This is a genomic window from Syntrophaceae bacterium (assembly GCA_013177795.1).
Classification (GTDB): Bacteria; Desulfobacterota; Syntrophia; order Syntrophales; family UBA2192; genus UBA2192.
Genome location: JABLXY010000004.1, coordinates 273,033 through 291,717, shown reverse-complemented (window position 1 = coordinate 291,717; position 18,685 = coordinate 273,033). Strand labels below are relative to the sequence as shown.

Sequence of the window (18,685 nt, the reverse complement as noted above, 5' to 3'; positions counted from 1 at the left end):
ACGGCGGCAATCGGATGTTGCCCGCCGTTTTTCTTTCCCCGGCCCCGTGGTGCGGATCGAGACGTGAAACGGCTGCTGTCCACCATCTCCGGCCAGGCCTTCCCCTTCGAGCGCATCGAGGAGTTTGCCGACAACGGCGAGTCCCTGGAAGTCTCGATCGACGGGCTGGCCGGTGCCCGTGTGAGACCGGGCCGGCATCTCTGGGAGCGATTCGCCGACTTCATGCCCGTCGCGATCGACGGGGACCTGAGTCTCGGCGAAGGCAACACACCGCTTCTGCCTGCCGGTGAGGCCCTTTGCCGGCACACCGGAATCCGCCGGCTGCTCTTGAAAAACGAAACCGTGAATCCCACGTGGAGCTTCAAGGACCGCGGCTCGCTCACGACGATCGCCATGGCCCGCCTGATGGGCGAGACCGTCACGGCGACGATCTCGACGGGCAACATGGGGAACTCCATCGCCGCCTATGCGGCGCACGCGGGGATCCGGGCCGTCGTTTTCGTTCCCCGCTACGCCCCCCCGGAAAAGATCCGGGCCATCGCGATCCACGGGGCCTCCGTCGTGAGGGTCAGCGGCGCCGACTACTCCGTGATGAAGCGGACGATCCTGGGGATGGCCCCCGGGCTCAACCTCCGGGTCGTCTCGGGCAACGGCCCGATCCGGACGGAAGGCTACAAGCTCGAGGCCTTCGAGATGGTCGAGCAGCTCGAGGGGGGCGTACCCGATTTCATCGCCGTGCCCACATCGGCCTGCGGGCACATCCGTGGAATCTTCAAGGGCTACCGGGAACTCCTGGAGGCCGGGATCATCAACCGCCTGCCCCGGATGATCGTCGTCCAGGCGGCTAACGTCAATCCCCTCGTTTCGGCAATCCGGGAGGGCCGTGACCGGGTTGTCCCCGTGACCGGGAAGCGCACCGTGGCCGAGGCCATCACCTCGGGGGACCCGCCGGGCGGCGATGAGATCGTCCAAAAGGCAAGACAGTACGGCTGGCTTGCCGAGGACGTGCCGGAGGAAGAGATCCTCGATGCCCAGCGGCGGCTTGCCGGGGCCGGGTATTTCGTCGAGCCTGCCGCGGCCGCCCCGCTTGCGGCGGCGAGAAAGCTGAGAGCTTCAGGTCAGATCGGCGAGGAGCATTCTGTCGTCCTCATGCTCACGGGCTCGGGCCTCAAGGACATGAGCGCTGTTGCCCGCCAGCACCTCGAGGTCATCGAAAGCGACCTCTCGAATCTCCGGTGCGATGTGGAAAGAATCCTCGCCCCTTCCCATAAGGACAGAGAAAGGATATACTAGAAAAGATAGCCGGGCCCCGTGCAACGCCGACTTGTGAACCCCGTCAGGTCCGGAAGGAAGCAGCGGCAGCAAGAACCGTCGTGTGCTACGGCAAGCCCGGCTATCCTTATAGAACACACGGGCCATGGTTGAATACTTAGTCCTCGCCAGAAAGTTCAGACCCCAGGTCTTCGAGGACGTGGTCGGGCAGGATCACGTGGTCACGACGCTGCGCAACGCGGTCCGCCTGGGCCGCGTGGCCCACGCCTTCCTCTTCAGCGGACCCCGGGGGGTCGGCAAGACGTCGGTCGCGCGCATCCTGGCCAAGGCCCTCAACTGCGAGCACGGGCCCACGGAGAGGCCCTGCAATGCCTGCACGAACTGCCGCGAGATCACGGAAGGCTCCTCGATGGACGTCCGCGAGATCGACGGGGCGTCCAACCGCGGCATCGACGAGATCCGCGAGCTCAGGGAAAACGTGAAGTTCTCCCCCTCGTCGTCGCGCTACAAGATCTACATCATCGACGAGGTGCACATGCTCACCAAGGAGGCCTTCAACGCGCTGCTGAAGACCCTCGAGGAGCCGCCGCCCCACGTCATCTTCGTTTTCGCCACCACGGAAACCCACAAGATCCCCGCCACGATCCTGTCGCGCTGCCAGCGCTACGAGTTCAAGCGCATCACCCTCAGGGAGATTACGGCGACCCTGCGCAGGATCGCCGACAAGGAGGGCATCACGGTGAGCGACCAGGCCCTCACGTGGATCGCCCAGGGCGGCGAGGGCAGCCTGCGCGATTCCCAGAGCATCCTCGACCAGGCCGTTTCCTTTGCCGGCCACGACATCAGCGATGCCGACGTGGAGGCCCTCTTGGGGATGGGCGACCGCAGGTACCTCCTCGAGCTCTCCCGCGCCGTCCTGGCCCGGGATGCCGCAGCTTGCCTCAAGATCATCGACGAGGCCTTCTACGCCGGGGCCGATCTCAAGGTTTTCTACGAGAGGATGCTGGGCCATTTCCGGAACCTGCTGCTCGTCAAGATCACGGCAGGCGAGGGGGACCTGCTCGATCTCTCCGACCACGACGCGGCCGAGCTGCGGCGGCAGGCCGCCCCCGTCTCGCGGGAGACGCTGCAGCGCCTTCTCGATGTGCTCATGGCGGGCGAGGAGGAGATGCGCAAGAGCATCAACCCCCGTCTCGTCCTGGAGTTCACGGCCGTCAAGATGGCCTGGCAGGAGCCCCTGATCCCCGTCGACGAGATCCTCGCCCGCATGGAAGGGATCGAAAGGCGCCTCGGCCAGGGCCCCGCAGCCGCAAGGCCCGCCCCGGAGAAGACCTATGCGCCGCCTCCCGAGCGGACGGCGATCGATCCGGGATCCGACCAACCCGTGGTCAGGGAGCCGGCCGCGCAGGGCACCGAGGACCGCTGGGACGAGTTCAAGCAGTTCGTCAAGAGGAAGAGCCAGCCTCTCTGGGCGAAGATCGAGCCGGGCCGGCTCATCGGGTTCGTCGACGGGACGCTGCGGCTCGGGTTCCCCAGGGGTTATCTGTTCCTGGATTTCTTCGATGAGAAGCCCCAGCGGGAAAAGCTCGAGGCCATGGCCCGGGAGTTCTTCGGCCGGCCTGTCACCCTGGCCGTGGAGACCATCGAAAACGGTCCCGGGGAGGCGGCAAACGGCCCGAACCCCAACCGGGCGAACCATATCCGGCGGGAAGCCCTGAACCACCCGCTCCTGCAAAAGGTCATGGACGTCTTCGAGGGGGCCGAGGTGCAGGAAGTGATCGTCAAGGAAAAATAGGGGCCAGGGCACAGGGTCCGGGGAGCAGGGAGAAGGTAGAAACAATTTTGACCCCGTTGCCCGTTCCCGGAACCCAAGCGCATTTTTTATAGAGGAGGTAGCCGTCTTGAATTTCCAGAATCTCGTGAAACAGGCCCAGAAGCTCCAGGAGAAAATGGCGAAGGTCCAGGAGGAACTCGCCTCGAAGACCGTGGAGGCGACCGCCGGTGGCGGCATGGTGACGGCCGTTGTCAACGGCAAGTTCGAACTCCTGTCGATCCGGATCGAGAAGGATGTCGTCAACCCCGATGACGTCGAGATGCTGCAGGATCTCATCGTGGCGGCCGTCAACGAGGGTATCCGCAGGGCCCAGGAGATGGCCTCTGCGGAGATGGCGAAGGTCACAGGCGGGATGAAGCTGCCCGGCATGATGTGAGAGGGTGCGAGCCATGACGGGATACGCAGCACCTATTCAGAGGCTCATCCAGGAACTCGGCCGCCTGCCGGGCATCGGCGAGAAGACGGCCACGCGCCTGGCCATGTTCATCCTGAGAGGCACCGAAGAAGATGCCAGAAGGCTTGCTGGGAGCATCGTTGAGGTGAAGGAGAAGATCCGCCTCTGCACGGTCTGCTTTAATCTGGCCGAGGACGAACTCTGCGCGATCTGCAGCGACCCGGCCCGCGACCGGGAGCGCATCTGCGTCGTCGAGGACCCCGACTCGCTCACCGCCATCGAGGAGAGCGGCAGCTTTCGGGGCACCTACCACGTCCTGCACGGGGCCTTGGCGCCCCTCGACGGGATCGGGCCGGACCAGATACGGGTCAGAGAGCTGGCCGAGCGCCTCGATCGCGGCTGCATCCGCGAGGTAATCGTGGCCACCAACCCCAGCGTCCAGGGGGAGTCCACAGCCCTGTTGATTATGCGGCTTCTCAAGGAGAAAGGGGTCGAGGTCACGCGGATTGCCTTGGGGGTTCCTGTGGGCGGCGACCTGCGCTACACGGACAAGATGACACTGGCGAAGGCCATGGAGCACCGCCGCGGCATGTAAGCGGGATGCACGGGCTGTGCACCCGGTCCCTTTCAACGGCCGTTTGGGTTCTCTTCTCTTCGTATTGCATAACCCCGCATGCAGCTCCCCCTGTCCCCCGTTCCAAAGGTGAGGGCGAAGGGCATTTACGGACTCTTTGCCGACGGCGGGCGGCTCTTTCGGATCAGGTTCACTCCCAGCCAGACCAGCACGACGGAAAAGAGGACCCTCAGGGTCTGCTCCGGCAGGTGATTGGCGGCCGTTCCTCCCATAAAAGCCCCGAGGATGATCCCCGCGGCAAGACCCGGAACGATGCGGGTGGCGACGTTGCCGAGGCGCCAGTGGGCCCAGGCGCCGACGGCGGCCGCCGGAACCATGCTCAGCAATGCGCTTCCCTGGGCAGTGTGCTGGCCCATCCCGACAAAGAGCACCATCCCCGCAATCAGAAAAGCCCCGCCGCCGATTCCCAGCAGCCCCGCGATGAATCCGGTTGCAAGGCCGGTCGCCGCAAGGGCGGCAACAGCCGCCGCTCCCGTGAGGGACATGACCGCCATGGCCCCCAGGAAAGGTTTCACCGGAAGAAGGGCCGCCACAGCCACAAGGACGCAGCCGAAGTAACGCCTGAGCTTCCACTCGGGAAGGCTCGAGCTGTAACCGGCGCCGAGGCGGGCCGTCAGGGAGGCCGTGACAGCCAGGATCAGGGCCGCCGAGATGTCGACGGTCCCCTCCCTGGCATAGGCCCAAGCGCCCGAAATCCCGGCGAATACGACGACGGCAAGACTTGTCCCGTGGGCCTGCGGCTGGGCAATCCCCAGGAAACGTGTCATCATGGGGATCATCACGACCCCCCCGCCGAGTCCCACGAGGCCGCCGAAGGCCCCGGCAATCAATCCGACGAGGAAGCTCATCCGGCTCCTCCTGCTTTTGGAAGGAAAAGGTAACACAAAACAGGATCTTATATCCACCCCCGATTGGCTCTTCCCCTCGGCGGACCGAGCGGAAGCAGGCGAAAAATATATGAAAAGGTCCCAAATTGATATTGACAGACAAACCCGATTCGGATATGGAAAATCGCCTGCAATATAATATTTGATTGCACCAGTCCCTTTTTGCTCGTTTCGCAAATCCTTCTGGGGGGAGAATCACCGATGATCGAGATCCGATGGCATGGAAGAGGCGGCCAGGGGGCCGTGACATCCGTCGAGATGCTGGCTTTGGCGGCCATCGAGGCGGGAAAGTACGCCCAGGGGTTCCCGGCGTTCGGGCCGGAGCGTCGCGGCGCGCCCGTCATGGCCTTCAATCGAATATCCGACAAGCCCATCAAGATCCGTTCGGGCATCTACCAGCCCGACGTGGTCGTTGTCCTCGACCCCAGCCTCGTGGGTCTCGTCCCCGTCACCGACGGGCTCAAGCCGGGGGGGATCCTCATCGTCAACACCACGAAGCCCGCCGAGGAGATTCGCAAGAAGCTGAATTACAAAGGGAAACTCTTTACCGTCGATGCCACGCACATCGCCCGGGAAGAGCTCGGCGTCCCCATCGCGAACACGACCATGCTCGGCGCCGTCATCAAGGCCACGGGGGTTCTGGGCCTCAACGCCATGAGATCGCCCCTCGAGCACCGCTTCGGCCGCGTGGCCGCGAAGAACATGGCCGCCATGAAGCGGGCCTCCAATGAAATGAAAGCAGCAAAAGCCGCCTGATCGACAAGAGGTTTTGATATGGCAAAGAAAAAGACAGAGCAGAAAGCGTGGCCCGAGAAGTGGCATGAGGTGAACCCCGGCTGCATGGTCTTCGCCGCGGGCAATGCGGCGAACACCAAGACGGGCAGCTGGAAGTCCCAGCGCCCGGTCTGGGACAACGCCAAGTGCATCAAGTGCGGCATCTGCTACATTTTCTGCCCCGAGGCGTGCATTCAGGATACGCAGGACGGCTTCTACGAGGCGAACCTGGACTACTGCAAGGGCTGCGGGATCTGCGCCCACGAGTGCTGGCCCGGCGCGATCGTGATGCGCGAGGAGGAGGAGTGAGATGGGAAAACGCGTAGGAATGGAAGTGGCCATCGCGGCGGCCGAGGCCGTCGCGCTCTGTAATATCGACGTGGCGGCCGTCTACCCGATCACGCCGCAGTCCCACATCGCCGAGCACATGGCGGACATCGTACACGACGGCCGCATCGACGCGGAGTTCATCACCGTCGAGAGCGAGCACTCCGCCATCAGCGCCTGCGCCGGCGCCTCGGCGGCAGGGGCGCGGGCCTACACGGCGACGAGCTCCCAGGGGCTGATGCTCATGCACGAGATCCTGCCCATCGTCTCGGCCATGCGCCTGCCGGTCTGCATGGCCAACGCCAACCGCGCCGTCTCGGGGCCGCTCAACATCTGGAACGACCACTCGGACATCATGCCCCAGCGCGACAGCGGCTGGATCTGCCTGTTCACCGAGAACGGGCAGGAGGTGATCGACCTGTCGATCATGTCCTTCAAGATCGCCGAGGACCCCGAGGTGATGCTGCCCTGTGTGGTCAACATCGACGGCTTTCAGCTCACCCACATGATCGAGCCCTTCGAGTTGCCCAGCCAGGCCGAGGTCGCGAAGTTCCTCCCGCCGCGCAAGCCCTTCGCGCAGCTGCACCCGGACAACCCGATCTCCATGGGCTGCTTCGCCATGCCCGACACCTACGCGGAGACCGTGAAGGCCAAGGATGTGGCTCTTCGGGGGGCCAAGAAGGTCGTCACGAGGGTCTTTGCCGATTGGGCCAAGCGCTTCGGCCGCAAGTATAACGTTGTCGAGACCTACAAAGCCAAGGACGCCGACACCCTCATGCTGACGATGGGTTCCATGGGCGAGACGGCGTCCGCCGCCGTCGACGAGATGCGGAAGGCGGGCCGGAAGGTGGGGCTCGTGAAGCTTCGGCTCTGGAGGCCCTTCCCCGTCGAGGAATTCAAGGCCGCGGTTGCGGGCTGCAAGACGCTCATCGTGATGGACCGCGCCCTCTCCACGGGCGGCGCCGGCGGCCCCGTGGCCACGGACGTCAAGTCGGTGCTGTACGGCGAAAAGAAGAAGCCCCGCGTGCTGAACGTCATCGCGGGCCTCGGCGGGCGCGACCTGGCCGTCAGGGATTTCGAGAACATGTTCGATCTCGCGAGCAAGAAGAAAGACGAAACCTTCGAATTTTACGGAGTGAGGGAATAATGAACCCGGTACAGAATTTCGAGATCTTTGCACCGAAGCTCGTCGACCGAAAGGAATACTTCAGCTCCGGCCACCGGGCGTGCCAGGGCTGCGGCGAGGTGCTCGCGCTGCGCCATATCCTCAAGGCGCTGGGCGACGACGTGGTCGTCGCCAATGCCACGGGCTGCATGGAGATCATCTCCTCGGGCTATCCCCAGACGGCCTGGGAGGTTCCCTATGTCCACGTGGCCTTCGAGAACGCGGCAGCCGCCGCCTCCGGCGTCGAGGCGGCCCTGAAGGCCCTTCGCCGCAAGGGGCGGATCGCCGACCGCTATGTCAAGACCATCGCCGTGGCGGGCGACGGCGGCACCGCCGACATCGGCCTGCAGGCCCTCTCCGGGGCCATGGAACGTGGCCACGACATGATCTTCTTCTGCCTCGACAACGAAGCCTACATGAACACGGGCATCCAGCGCTCGAGCGCCACCCCCTACATGGCGGCCACGACGACCTCTCCGGCCGGCCAGGCCATCCCGGGGCAGCGGACCCAGAAGAAGAACGTCCCCGAGATCATGGTGGCCCACAGGGTGCCCTACGTGGCCACGGCCTGCCCGAGCTACCCGCTCGACCTGATCAGCAAGGTGAAGAAGGCCGCGGCCGTCAAAGGCCCCTCCTACATTCACGTCTTTTCCATGTGCCCCACGGGCTGGCGCTGCGCCTCGGAGATCACCATCAAGATAGGGCGTCTTGCCGTCGAGACGGGCGTCTTCCCCCTCTACGAGGTGGAGCGGGGCAAGTACCGGCTCACGATGGAGGTTCCCGAGAAGCTCCGCCCCGTCGGGGATTATCTGAAGCTCCAGGGGCGGTTCCGTCACCTGACCCCTTCGGACATCGAAAAGATCCAGGATCAGGTCAACCGCGAGTGGGAGATCCTCCTGAACAAGGTCGAGTGCCTGCAGCCCTGGTGAGGGTCCGCGTCGCGGGACGAAAACAGACAACGGAAAGATAGAGGGTGACAGGGAATGAGCGCAGTATCCTTCAGCAGCTGGAATGGCAAGATCATCGACAACCGGACCGGTAAGGCGGCAAAGGCTGCCGTCCCCGGGATTCCCACCATGCTGGGCGACAAGTCCTTCTCGGCCCTCATGGGCTGGAACGGGATGGTCGTCTCGGAGACCGTAGCGAACATCCCGTCCCTGGCTCTTGGATACCTCAGGGAGGCGAGGAAGCTCTCCTGCGGCGAATGCTCCGTCTGCAGCATCGGCATCGACCGGCTGATCGGGCTGATCGACGGCCTCATCGCCGGCAAGGGCAAGAAGCAGGATATCGCCGAGATCGAGCGCATCGCCAGGGGGGTCATGGAACTCTCCAAGTGCAACTTCGGCCGCGCCTCGGCGGTCACTCCCGTCTACGATGCCGTCCGCTACTACAAGGATGACTTCCTTGCCCTCACCGCGGGGAAGAAGGGCACCACGAGGCCCTACAAGACCGCCGTCACGGCGCCCTGCCTCGAGGCCTGCCCGGCCAGGCTGGACATCCCCGGCTACATCGAGCTCATCCGCAACAACCGGTTCGGCGAATCCCTGGACCTCATCCGCAAGCGCTGCATCCTGCCCGGCGTCATCGGCCGGGCCTGCACGCACCCCTGCGAGGACGCCTGCGTTCGCAACGGCATCGACAAGACCCTGGCCATCCGCCTGCTGAAACGGGCGGCGGCCGACAGCGACCTGTCATCCGGGGCCAGCGCCCTGAAGAAGCCCACTGCCGAGCGGCCGGAGAAGGTGGCCGTCGTGGGTGCCGGTCCCGCAGGGCTTGCCGCGACCTACCACCTCCGCAGGATGGGCTACCAGGTGACGGTGTTCGAGGCCCTGCCGAAAGGGGGGGGCATGGCCGCCGTGGGGATTCCTGACTACCGTCTGCCCAAGAGGATTCTCGAGCACGAGGTCGAACTGATCCGCAGTCTCGGCGCCGATTTCCGCTACAACCGCAGGATCGAAAAACTCGACATGGACGAGCTGACGGCCCAGGGGTTCAAGGCGATCTTCCTGGGCGTGGGAGCCCACGAGGGCACCAAGATGGGCTGCAAGGGCGAGGATGCCGGATACGAGGGCTTTGTCGACGGCGCCGTGTTTCTCCGGGAGCTGGCCCTCGGCAAGACCGTCGAGCCGAAAGGCAAGGTCGTCATCGTCGGCGGCGGCAACGTGGCCATGGACTGCGCCCGCAGCTGCGTACGACTGGGCTTCAAGGACGTGGAGATCCTCTACCGCCGCACCCGCAAGGAGATGCCTGCCCGTGCCGAGGAGGTCGATGAGGCCCTCGAGGAGGGGATCAAGATCCGCTACCTCGTGGCCCCCGTCGCTGTTCTTGCCGACGGAAACAGGGTGAGGGGCGTGGAGTGCATCCGGATGAAGCTGGGCGAGCCCGATTCCAGCGGGCGCCGCCGGCCCGTCCCGGTGAAGGGGTCCGAGTTCAAGGTGAAGGCGGACCTGGTCATCCCCGCCATCGGCCAGAAACCGGATCTCGGGTTTGCCAAGGACGTGATCCAGGTGACGGGCTGGGGCACCATCGAGGTGAACCCCGATACGCTGCGGACCAACCTGGAAGGCGTGTTTGCCGGCGGCGATTGCGTATCCGGCCCGGCTACCCTCATCGAGGCCCTTGACGCCGGCAACAGGGCCGCCCGCAGCATCGATGCCTACCTCCAGGGCAGAACCCTCGAACCCGAGGTGAGTTTCAAGGGAATCGATGTCAAGGCCCAGCGCATCGAGGGCTTCATCGATGCCTGCCCGCAGGAGAAGGTGACGCTGCTCGACCCGAAGGAGCGCGTAAAGAGCTTCGACGAGGTCGAGGGGCCCTTCGGCAATGACGCGGCCATGAAGGAAGCAAACCGCTGCCTGCGCTGCTACCGGCTGGTGGTTTGGGAATAGTGAAAATGCCCGTCCGGTCAAACGGTGAAAACGGAATGGACGAAGCGGACGGGAATGACGGAAGAGACAAGAACTCGAGGGGAATGTCGATGTTGAACGTGACGATCGATGGCAAGAAGGTGGAGGCAAAGGAAGGGACGACGATCCTGAAGGCCTGCCAGGAGAATCACATCCCCATCCCGACGCTGTGCTTCCACAAGGACCTCATGCCCTTCGGCGCCTGCCGCCTCTGCGTCGTGGAGGTCAAGGCCAACGGGAAGTGGCAGCTCACGAGCTCCTGCGACGCGGCCGTGAAGAACAAAATGGAGATCCGGACGAACTCCGAAAGGGTACGGGAAAGCCGGAAGCTCGCTGCGGAGCTTCTGTATTACAAGTACCCTTCGACAAAGGCCGTCCGCGACGTGGCGGCGAGCCTCGGGGTGAAGGTGGCCGAGGGGGAGGCCCGCGGAGCCGACTGCATCCTCTGCGGACTCTGCACGCGGACCTGCCACGAGATCGTCGGTGTCGATGCCCTCAAGTTCCTCGACCGGGGCCTCGGCCGCAACGTGGCCGAGCCGAAGATCGAGTACATCGCCGATGCCTGCATCGGGTGCGGCTCCTGCGCTTACGTCTGCCCCACGGGGTTTGTGAAGATGGAGTCTTCCGGGGACCGCCGGGTGATCTGGGACAAGTCTTTCAAGATGCTCGCCTGCGACAAGTGCGGCCGGTACTTCGCCCCCGAGGACCAGCTCAAGTGGATCAGCAAAAAAACCGGCGTGCCCATGAGCCAGCTCACGGTCTGCACGAGCTGCAGGTAGCCGGCAAGGAGACAGTCTTGCGGGTCGTAAGACCGCTCTTGACAAGGGGCGGTCTTTCCTTTAATATCCGAATTTCGATTTTCTAAACCGACAGATTCCCCGGTAGCTCAGTCGGTAGAGCAGCTGGCTGTTAACCAGCGGGTCACATGTTCGAGTCATGTCCGGGGAGCCAAAATTCAATCCGTCGATTTATACGGTCATTTGTTAGCACGAAACCCCGTGGGATCATCCCCTCGGGGTTTTGTCGTTTCAGCCGTATCCACGCCGACTTACGCCCGCCCGAACATTCTCTCCAATTCTCCGTTCCCCTCACAGCTTTCGAGTTTCAACCAAGGACGTTGACGTTCGCGCCCGCCGCTCTCCGATGTGCCCCTCGGATTCTCCGATTCTCCGTTCCTTTTTCGGACGCTGTTAACGCCCGCCTGGTCAATTCGGCCCGACACCCCGAGGGGTCCTCCGGTAGGTATCGACCGAAGCCGGGTGAATACGCCCGGCGGAAGAGAAACACCAGACAGCGGAATCGGCCGTGAGAACGGAGACCGTTGTGGGTGCCGGCGGACCTGCCCTTCGGGGCGGACCGATGGACTCCGCGGTCGAAACCTCGCGGCTGACCCATCCCTTCCCGGCGGCATCCACAATGACCCGGCGGTCGCCGCAAGGAGGACACGATGGAATTCAGAGAATCCGCAAAACGCGATCTCGAAGAAACGATTTCAGAGATCGCCTCGATCCTGGGAGAAGGCTACCTTCGCTACCGACGGGGGCGTCGGCTGCCGACATCCAGCCCGGATATGGCCGGCAATGTGGTGCAAACCAAAGAATCCTAGGCGTTTACAGAGAACCTACTTGATTGTTCCGCCGATAGAAGCCTTCATTCATGCACCGGTTAACGTCGCGAGACGGCCGGAGCACAAGGTCGGTTTTAGATACTGATCATATACTCTTTGGAGGTTGCCATGAATGAAACAACGTATCAACAGGTGCAAGCCCTTTCCCGAATGACTGTCGGGGAGCTCCGGGAAAGGTATATCGATGTCTTCGGAGAGGAAACAAGATCCCACCACAAGGATTTTCTTCGTAAGCGTATCGCCTGGCGGTTGCAGGCCCTGGCCGAAGGCAGCCTATCCGAACGGGCCAGACGGAGGGCCGAGGAGATTGCCAATGACGCGGACCTTAGAATCCGCATGCTGCGGGACCCTATTAAACCGGGATTGATGGAAGTCAGGGAACGGTCGGTGAGCGGCAGGCTGCAACCGCAACGAGATTCCAGGCTGCCGCTTCCGGGAACATTGCTCGTCAGGGAGTTCCGGGGCCGGGACATCGTGGCAAAGGTGCTGGACAAGGGCTTCGAATATGACGGCAGGTGGTTCAAGTCCCTGTCCGCTGTCGCACAGGAGGCAACTGGGAGCAAGTGGAATGGCTTCCTCTTTTTCGGACTGGTGGAGCCCAAGGGACCGCAAGATCAAGACGATGAGCCGGACGGGAGGAACCAATGAGCAGGCAATACGAAAGAAACAGTACCCCCAACCACCAGTCTATGGAGAACCGGCAAGCGACCGTGCGCTGCGCCGTCTATACCCGGAAATCCACCGACGAGGGTCTCGACCAGGACTTCAACAGCCTCGACGCCCAGCGGGAATCGGCGGAGGCATACATCGCGAGCCAGCGGCACGAGGGATGGCTTTGCATCGCCGATCGGTATGACGATGGCGGATTTACCGGCGGCAACATGGAGCGGCCCGCCCTCAAAAGACTCTTCGCCGACATCGAGGCCGGTGACATCGATTGCGTGGTCGTCTACAAGGTGGACCGGCTGAGCCGCTCCCTTCTCGACTTCGCCCGTATCATGGAGCTTTTCGACAAGCATGCCGTGAGCTTCGTTTCGGTCACCCAGCAGTTCAACACCACCAGTTCCATGGGGCGGCTCACGCTAAACATCCTTCTGTCTTTCGCCCAGTTCGAGCGGGAAATCATCTCGGAGCGGACCAGGGATAAAATGGCCGCGGCCCGGAAGAAGGGCAAGTGGGTCGGAGGCATGCCGGTCCTCGGCTATGACCTGGATCGTAAGGGAGGACGGCTGGTCGTTAACGAGGAAGAAGCCCAGCAAGTGCGAGCCGTCTATGATCTTTACATGGAGCACAAGGCGTTGATGCCTGTCGTCCAGGAACTCGAGCGCCGTAAGTGGGGTGTAAAAAAGTGGACCACCCAAAAAGGAGAGGAACGCGGGGGGAATCTTTTTACCAAAAGCAGTCTCTTTCGACTGCTGACCAACATCATCTATACGGGCAACATCAATTACAAGGGCACCGTCTACCCCGGAGAGCATGAGGGGATCGTGGCTCCGGAGCTCTGGCAGCAAGTCCAGGATACCCTTAGGCACAATGGCCGCTCCGGCGGCAAGGAAATCCGAAACAAATACGGCGCGCTGCTGAGGGGGCTGCTTTACTGCGCGCCTTGTGGAACCGCCATGGTGCATTCTTATACCGCCCGCAAGGGCAAGCATTACCGTTACTATGTCTGCCTGACCGCTCAGCAGCGAGGATGGGCGTCTTGCCCGACCAAATCGCTCAATGCTTATGAAATTGAAGACGCAGTGGTGGATTATATTCGAGGATTGGGCGCGAACCAGGAGGTCCTTTCGAAAACGGCTTCCCAGGTTCGGGTTCAAAGTGAAAAGCGTCTGGCGGAGCTCGAATCCGAGCGCCGCACCCATGAACGGGAACTCAAACGGTTGGGCGCCAGGCTCCGCGCCCTTGTGGGAGACCTGCGGGCATCGGGCACGGACCAGAGGCTGGTAACCGATCAGATGGCCGACCTCCAGGACCAAATTCGTTCTCTTGAACAAAGGATGACCGTGATCCGCGAGGAAACCATCGCCGTCCAAAGAGAAACACTCGAGGACGAAGACTTGGAAAAAGCCCTCGCAGCCTTCGACCCCATCTGGCAATCGCTTGCCCCGGGCGAACAGGCGAGGGTTATTAAAGCCCTTGTCGAGCGCGTCGCCTATGATGGCCGTGATGGCAAAGTGACCGTTACGTTCCGCTCCCCCGGCATCAAGGCCGTTTGCCTGGGACAGGCAGCCCTTGGAAAGGAAAACCGCGTATGAAACCGACCTTGAATAACCTTGGAAGCGACGGGCGGCTGGAGGTAAGTTTCACGTTCCAGCCGCGAAACAAACGAGAGAACGTCAACCCACAATCGGACAGCCGACGCGGATCAACCGGCAAAGGGAACATACCGCGGGTTGCGAAGCTCCTGGCTTTGGCGATCCGCTTTGAAAAACTGGTCAAGCGAGGGGATATCCAGGACTATGCGGACCTTGCCCGCTTGGGCTATGTAACCCGTGCGCGCATCACCCAGATCATGAACCTGCTCAACCTCGCTCCGGACATTCAGGAGGATATCCTCTTTCTTCCGAATACAATGAAGGGCCGAGACTCGATTCTGGAAAAAGACATGAGGCCGGTCGCCGCTGTCCCCCATTGGACACGACAACGCAAGATGTGGGGCGAGCTAAAAAAGGCCACAAAATCGACCGACAGTTGATATAATATTGACTTCCGGTCGATTTTCATCTAAACTCGTTGATCACCGTGAAACCCATCGAGATGGATAAAACAAGCAAAGGAGAACGATCTATGGAATCCAAAATCGCTAAAGCCATTGGACTCAAGTACAACCCCGTGGCGGTTGTTCTGGCGGATGACAAACCGGAAAACGCTCTTCAATTTAAACCGGGCAAATGGGGATGTGTGATGTTTTTGTTTGCCAATGCCGCGAGGGGCAAGACCGCAGCCTTTGACGCACAGACCTACGGCTGCTGGGGCGGCGGCGTGGGCCTGGGGTTCGGCAATGCATACGAGCAGTTTCCAGGTGGAGTCGACTGCTTTACCCGGTTTTTGTCGTCTGGAAACAAGCAGTGGGAAAAGGGAAGACAGGTTGGGGAAGGTCTTGCCGGAGCTGCGGGAAAAGAGTTTGCAGATGATTTTCTGGAGGGCGAAAGATATGTAAAGAATCCAGAGCTGGTGGATCAGTGGCTTAAGGAGGAACTGCCCATCATGGAAATCAAATCCCGTTATGTACTTTTTAAGCCGCTTTCTGATACGGACCCTGTGGCAGACAAACCGGAAAACGTGGTTTTTACCGTTGATGCAGACCAACTGTCGGCGTTGGTGGTTCTCGCCAACTACGAAAGACAAGGCATGGAAAACGTGATCATCCCCCAGGCTGCAGGGTGCCAACAAATTGGCATCATTCCCTGGAACGAGGCCAAATCGGAAAATCCCCGGGCGGTTGTGGGGCTCACGGATATTTCGGCCAGAAAGAATGTTCGCAAACTTTTAGGCTCGGAGTATCTTTCGTTTGCAATGCCCTGGAAAATGTTTCTCGAAATGGAGAGCAATGTTGGTGGTAGCTTTCTGGAGCGTCCCACCTGGCAGTCTCTTCAGGATTCCAGGCCGTAAACCTTTTACAACAGGAGCAACTGGCGCCATTTCAAGCTTGCTGGATCATCTGCCTCAGGCGATCCAGCAAGCTTGAATGCAGCCTACAAAGCATCTGCATTCGTCCCTTATTCATACACACCCAAAATACGCAGAAATAGATCGTTGAGTTTATTGGGCACGTCTTCAGCGCGCTGTGTCCCCATAATGGCCTCATCGCAACCGCCGCGAAAGCTGTAAAACATGACTACCGCAGTCCAACGTTCATCATCAACCTGCCAAGCCCCTGCCTCGCAGCCATCATGAATCAATTTTGTAAGATACCGGGTAATTTCGGCATCAACCATTGCGTGCCGAAACGGCATTCCTAAGCTATAGATCACAACGTCATGAAGTTCTTTTAATTCGAAGTAGGCATCGACCGCTGCGTCGATCCATGACTTGATACGTCCGCGCCAATCATCGGCTGGGCAGCTTTCCACACGTGCCAGGATACGTTCCATGACCTCGTTTTCGAAACCTTCCTTCAAAGCTCCAAGCAGTTCGGCTTTGTTGGCGAAGTAATGGTAAAGTGTCCCCTTTGCAAAATTGGCAGCGGCAGCGATCTCATCCATTGTGGTGGCCTCGTAGCCCTTTTCCACGAATAGTTTCCCTGCGGCTTCAATCAAGGTTGCGCGTCTCAGGTCAGCCTTCCGTGGACCCGACGGCGCGCCGATCCGACGAGTGGCCCTGGGGTCCGGAAGTTGGTTGGAGACTGAAGTTGTCTGTTTCATATTTTTCTCCTTATCGGTTATGCCGTTCGTTCAGCCAGTGAATTGCCCAGCGATACCGTGTGTGAACCTTAACGACATTATCGACCAGTGGTCGATTTTAAATTGACTCGAAGTCTATTTTATCATAGAATCTAATCAAATTACACCTTAATTATGGTACCGGCCGTGGCCCAACAGCGAGGCTGGTGGTTTTCATCGCGGCCGGGCCGGTCCATGAACCGTAAACTATAAAAAATCTTCTCAATGAGAAGCAGGAGGCGAACATGAAAAAAATTATCAGAAGTTATTGCGGCCTTTGTCATCCGCGATGTGGAACCTTGCTACACATTGAAAATGGCCAAGTTGTAAAAGTCACCGGCGATCCAGACCATCCTATCACTCGGGGAGGCATCTGCGAACGTGGACGGTTGATGCCGGATCATATTTATCATCCGCAACGCTTGAATTATCCTTTAAAAAGAATTGGTGAAAGAGGGCAAGGCCGTTGGCGGCGAGTGACTTGGGATCAAGCCTTAGACGAGGTGGCAGGGAAATTATCCAGCTTAAAAGATAAATACGGAGCTGAAACTCTCACTTTCACGCATGGCACTAAGCGAACTTATCATTGGGATTGCCGTCGTTTTTTTAACTTGTTCGGCTCTCCCAATACCTGTGGTGTGAACAACATTTGCTTTTGTCCAACTTATGCCACTGAATATGCCACTTACGGGGGGGTCTCCTTTGGTGAGATATCGGACACTCGATGCATCGTTTTGTGGGGTTGCAATGCCTCAAAATCCAGCCCTATTGGTCTGTATCCTCAACTGGTTAAAGCTCGAAAAAACGGCGCCAAACTAATCGTCATCGACCCTCGAAGGATAAAAGAGGCGGAGATGGCAGATTTATGGTTGCAGATTCGCCCAGGCACGGACCTTGCCCTGATGCTGGGCTGGATTCGCTTGATCATAGCGAACGATTGGTATGACCATGAGTTTGTGTCCCGCTGGACCGTCGGTTTTGAAGAGCTTAAAACTGCGGTTGAAACCTATACGCCGGAGAAGGTTTCCGAGATCACCTCGGTTCCTGCTGATCTTATAATAGAATCAGTAAAGTTGTATGCAACGGTCAGTCCGGCCGTGATTCCTTTTGGATTGGGGTTGGACAAACAGGGCGTCAATTCCACACAGTGCGCGCGGGCTCGGGCAATTCTCCGGGCCATTACCGGCAACCTGGAAGTTCCAGGCGGTGAGATTTTCTCCTTGGCAGGTGAAGTGGGGAAAATCCGGGATGCTGAGTATTTGGAGATAAACGACATCCTGCCTGAGAGCCAAAGGGTCAAGCAACTCGGCGCAGATAAATATCCGTTTTTCGGTTTTCCGGGCTGGGAGAGAAACTCGACCGCCAATAAAAGGCTGCCTTCGGGATACGTGGCCGCGCCTGAAGCATGGCACTCCAACCTTGCGCATGCCAGAGAGGTTATGGACGCCATTATTAGCGGTAAACCATATCCGGTGACTGCCGCCATCACCTTGGCCAACAACCCGCTTCTTGCTCTGCCCAATGCGAAACGAGTATATGAAGCCCTGCAGGGCCTTCAGCTTTATGTGGTCATGGATTACTACATGACCCCGTCTGCGGCTTTGGCCGATTATGTTCTTCCGGCGTCTTCCACTGTGGAACAACCTGAACTCTGGCTGACAAGCAGATTCTGCATGGCCTGCCCGCAAGGGATTGAACCGATTGAAGAACGACGCAACAGTTATGACTTTTACCGCGGTTTGGGTTTGCGGCTGGGTCAGGAAGAATACTGGCCTTGGGAAACCGTGGAAGAGGTTTATGACCATTGCTTGGAACCGGTGGGACTGACGTTTAAAAAACTAGTGGATCAACACGGCGTATTAGGCGAGATGGAATATCGTCGGTACGAACGGTTCGGATTCGGCACCCCTTCAGGTAAAGTCGAGCTTAAATCCTCGATTTTTGAAGAACTGGGGGCGGCTTCTCTTCCTCAATACCGCGAGCCGTTATGGAGTCCGGTGGGCAATCCGAAGTTAGCAGAAGAATACCCTCTGATCCTCATTACAGGAAGCCGCTTCATGCCCATGTATCACTCTGAACAGCGGCAAATCGAAAAAGCCCGTAAAAAAGTGCCAGATCCCTTGGTCTCAATTCATCCAGAAACAGCTGAAGAGTTGGGACTGTCCGAGGGGGACTGGGCTGTGATTTCGACCCCGCTGGGTTCGATACGTCAGCGCGTTAAGCTTTCAAATGTCATGCATCCCAAAATGGTTGATTTACAGCACTCGTGGTGGTTTCCGGAGCGTGATTCAAAGCTTCCGGATCTTTTTGGCGTCTTCGAATCGAACACCAACCTCCTTTGTCCGGATGACCCTGAGTTTTGCAGTCCGGAAATTGGCAGTTGGCCTCATTCTGCATTGTTGTGTCGTATTGAAAAAGAGCATGATAGACCTAAAAATACGGGAAAACTGATAGGCCTTGAGATATCCTGAAAAGGAGAA

18 protein-coding genes, 1 tRNA gene and 1 other RNA gene are annotated in these 18,685 nt (G+C 59.9%); 18 read left to right on the top strand and 2 right to left on the bottom strand.

Annotated elements, in window-relative coordinates; all coding sequences use genetic code 11:
• Positions 1-63 precede the first annotated feature (63 nt).
• The 5 genes from thrC to recR all read left to right on the top strand — a co-directional run bounded on the left by thrC (position 64) and on the right by recR (position 4,095).
• On the top strand, positions 64-1,293 hold the full coding sequence (gene thrC, locus HPY67_15470; GenBank protein ID NPV06114.1) for a threonine synthase: 1,230 nt from the start codon (positions 64-66) through the stop codon (positions 1,291-1,293).
• Between the two features lie 7 nt (positions 1,294-1,300).
• Positions 1,301-1,398, top strand: an RNA gene (ffs, locus tag HPY67_15465) — signal recognition particle sRNA small type.
• 19 nt (positions 1,399-1,417) lie between these two features.
• Entirely contained in the window at positions 1,418-3,067 is a 1,650-nt protein-coding gene (gene dnaX, locus HPY67_15460; GenBank protein ID NPV06113.1) for a DNA polymerase III subunit gamma/tau, read from the top strand.
• Between the two features lie 106 nt (positions 3,068-3,173).
• Positions 3,174-3,482, top strand: a complete 309-nt coding sequence (locus HPY67_15455) for a YbaB/EbfC family nucleoid-associated protein (protein NPV06112.1) — start codon at positions 3,174-3,176, stop codon at positions 3,480-3,482.
• Positions 3,483-3,495: 13 nt separating this feature from the next.
• On the top strand, positions 3,496-4,095 hold the full coding sequence (gene recR, locus HPY67_15450; GenBank protein NPV06111.1) for a recombination protein RecR: 600 nt from the start codon (positions 3,496-3,498) through the stop codon (positions 4,093-4,095).
• A 125-nt stretch (positions 4,096-4,220) separates the two neighbouring features.
• Here the strand turns inward: recR and HPY67_15445 are convergent, their stop codons facing one another.
• A complete protein-coding gene (locus tag HPY67_15445) occupies positions 4,221-4,982 on the bottom strand; it encodes a sulfite exporter TauE/SafE family protein (protein NPV06110.1) in 762 nt (253 codons plus the stop codon).
• 240 nt (positions 4,983-5,222) lie between these two features.
• Here HPY67_15445 and HPY67_15440 point away from each other — a divergent pair, with 240 nt between their 5' ends.
• The 12 genes from HPY67_15440 to HPY67_15385 all read left to right on the top strand — a co-directional run bounded on the left by HPY67_15440 (position 5,223) and on the right by HPY67_15385 (position 15,435).
• Positions 5,223-5,777: a pyruvate synthase gene (locus HPY67_15440; protein NPV06109.1), complete on the top strand. Its 555-nt coding sequence runs from the start codon at positions 5,223-5,225 to the stop codon at positions 5,775-5,777.
• A gap of 18 nt (positions 5,778-5,795) precedes the next feature.
• Positions 5,796-6,104 (top strand): 4Fe-4S binding protein, encoded by a 309-nt coding sequence (locus tag HPY67_15435; GenBank protein ID NPV06108.1) that lies wholly within the window; start codon positions 5,796-5,798, stop codon positions 6,102-6,104.
• Position 6,105: 1 nt separating this feature from the next.
• A complete protein-coding gene (gene porA / locus HPY67_15430; GenBank protein NPV06107.1) occupies positions 6,106-7,269 on the top strand; it encodes a pyruvate ferredoxin oxidoreductase in 1,164 nt (387 codons plus the stop codon).
• Positions 7,269-8,216, top strand: a complete 948-nt coding sequence (locus HPY67_15425; protein NPV06106.1) for a pyruvate synthase subunit beta — start codon at positions 7,269-7,271, stop codon at positions 8,214-8,216. Before porA ends, HPY67_15425 begins: the two co-directional genes overlap by 1 nt.
• A gap of 54 nt (positions 8,217-8,270) precedes the next feature.
• A complete protein-coding gene (locus tag HPY67_15420) occupies positions 8,271-10,175 on the top strand; it encodes an FAD-dependent oxidoreductase (protein NPV06105.1) in 1,905 nt (634 codons plus the stop codon).
• An 89-nt stretch (positions 10,176-10,264) separates the two neighbouring features.
• Positions 10,265-10,972 carry a 4Fe-4S dicluster domain-containing protein gene (locus HPY67_15415; GenBank protein NPV06104.1) on the top strand — a complete coding sequence of 236 codons (708 nt, stop codon included), beginning with the start codon at positions 10,265-10,267 and terminating at the stop codon, positions 10,970-10,972.
• Positions 10,973-11,068: 96 nt separating this feature from the next.
• Positions 11,069-11,144 (top strand) — tRNA-Asn (locus tag HPY67_15410).
• Positions 11,145-11,640: 496 nt separating this feature from the next.
• Entirely contained in the window at positions 11,641-11,799 is a 159-nt protein-coding gene (locus HPY67_15405) for a hypothetical protein (GenBank protein ID NPV06103.1), read from the top strand.
• Positions 11,800-11,928: 129 nt separating this feature from the next.
• Positions 11,929-12,468 carry a DUF2924 domain-containing protein gene (locus tag HPY67_15400; GenBank protein NPV06102.1) on the top strand — a complete coding sequence of 180 codons (540 nt, stop codon included), beginning with the start codon at positions 11,929-11,931 and terminating at the stop codon, positions 12,466-12,468.
• A 41-nt stretch (positions 12,469-12,509) separates the two neighbouring features.
• Positions 12,510-14,078 carry a recombinase family protein gene (locus HPY67_15395; GenBank protein NPV06101.1) on the top strand — a complete coding sequence of 523 codons (1,569 nt, stop codon included), beginning with the start codon at positions 12,510-12,512 and terminating at the stop codon, positions 14,076-14,078.
• The gene (locus HPY67_15390; protein ID NPV06100.1) at positions 14,075-14,518 is read left to right on the top strand and encodes a hypothetical protein; all 444 of its coding nucleotides are present in this window, start codon (positions 14,075-14,077) and stop codon (positions 14,516-14,518) included. Before HPY67_15395 ends, HPY67_15390 begins: the two co-directional genes overlap by 4 nt.
• Positions 14,519-14,610: 92 nt before the next feature.
• A complete protein-coding gene (locus HPY67_15385) occupies positions 14,611-15,435 on the top strand; it encodes a DUF169 domain-containing protein (GenBank protein NPV06099.1) in 825 nt (274 codons plus the stop codon).
• Positions 15,436-15,542: 107 nt separating this feature from the next.
• On the opposite strand, the gene HPY67_15380 is transcribed toward HPY67_15385, so the two are convergent.
• On the bottom strand, positions 15,543-16,187 hold the full coding sequence (locus HPY67_15380) for a TetR/AcrR family transcriptional regulator (protein NPV06098.1): 645 nt from the start codon (positions 16,185-16,187) through the stop codon (positions 15,543-15,545).
• Between the two features lie 263 nt (positions 16,188-16,450).
• Here HPY67_15380 and HPY67_15375 point away from each other — a divergent pair, with 263 nt between their 5' ends.
• Positions 16,451-18,676: a molybdopterin-dependent oxidoreductase gene (locus tag HPY67_15375; GenBank protein ID NPV06097.1), complete on the top strand. Its 2,226-nt coding sequence runs from the start codon at positions 16,451-16,453 to the stop codon at positions 18,674-18,676.
• The last annotated feature ends 9 nt before the right edge of the window (positions 18,677-18,685 follow it).

Excerpts from the sequence above, each read along its gene's own strand:
- dnaX (NPV06113.1), top strand. The coding sequence starts at position 1,418 with ATGGTTGAATACTTAGTCCTCGCCAGAAAGTTCAGACCCCAGGTCTTC.
- recR (NPV06111.1), top strand. The coding sequence starts at position 3,496 with ATGACGGGATACGCAGCACCTATTCAGAGGCTCATCCAGGAACTCGGC.
- HPY67_15445 (NPV06110.1), bottom strand. The coding sequence starts at position 4,982 with ATGAGCTTCCTCGTCGGATTGATTGCCGGGGCCTTCGGCGGCCTCGTG.
- HPY67_15440 (NPV06109.1), top strand. The coding sequence starts at position 5,223 with ATGATCGAGATCCGATGGCATGGAAGAGGCGGCCAGGGGGCCGTGACA.
- HPY67_15435 (NPV06108.1), top strand. The coding sequence starts at position 5,796 with ATGGCAAAGAAAAAGACAGAGCAGAAAGCGTGGCCCGAGAAGTGGCAT.
- porA (NPV06107.1), top strand. The coding sequence starts at position 6,106 with ATGGGAAAACGCGTAGGAATGGAAGTGGCCATCGCGGCGGCCGAGGCC.
- HPY67_15425 (NPV06106.1), top strand. The coding sequence starts at position 7,269 with ATGAACCCGGTACAGAATTTCGAGATCTTTGCACCGAAGCTCGTCGAC.
- HPY67_15420 (NPV06105.1), top strand. The coding sequence starts at position 8,271 with ATGAGCGCAGTATCCTTCAGCAGCTGGAATGGCAAGATCATCGACAAC.
- HPY67_15415 (NPV06104.1), top strand. The coding sequence starts at position 10,265 with ATGTTGAACGTGACGATCGATGGCAAGAAGGTGGAGGCAAAGGAAGGG.
- HPY67_15405 (NPV06103.1), top strand. The coding sequence starts at position 11,641 with ATGGAATTCAGAGAATCCGCAAAACGCGATCTCGAAGAAACGATTTCA.
- HPY67_15400 (NPV06102.1), top strand. The coding sequence starts at position 11,929 with ATGAATGAAACAACGTATCAACAGGTGCAAGCCCTTTCCCGAATGACT.
- HPY67_15395 (NPV06101.1), top strand. The coding sequence starts at position 12,510 with ATGGAGAACCGGCAAGCGACCGTGCGCTGCGCCGTCTATACCCGGAAA.
- HPY67_15390 (NPV06100.1), top strand. The coding sequence starts at position 14,075 with ATGAAACCGACCTTGAATAACCTTGGAAGCGACGGGCGGCTGGAGGTA.
- HPY67_15385 (NPV06099.1), top strand. The coding sequence starts at position 14,611 with ATGGAATCCAAAATCGCTAAAGCCATTGGACTCAAGTACAACCCCGTG.
- HPY67_15380 (NPV06098.1), bottom strand. The coding sequence starts at position 16,187 with ATGAAACAGACAACTTCAGTCTCCAACCAACTTCCGGACCCCAGGGCC.
- HPY67_15375 (NPV06097.1), top strand. The coding sequence starts at position 16,451 with ATGAAAAAAATTATCAGAAGTTATTGCGGCCTTTGTCATCCGCGATGT.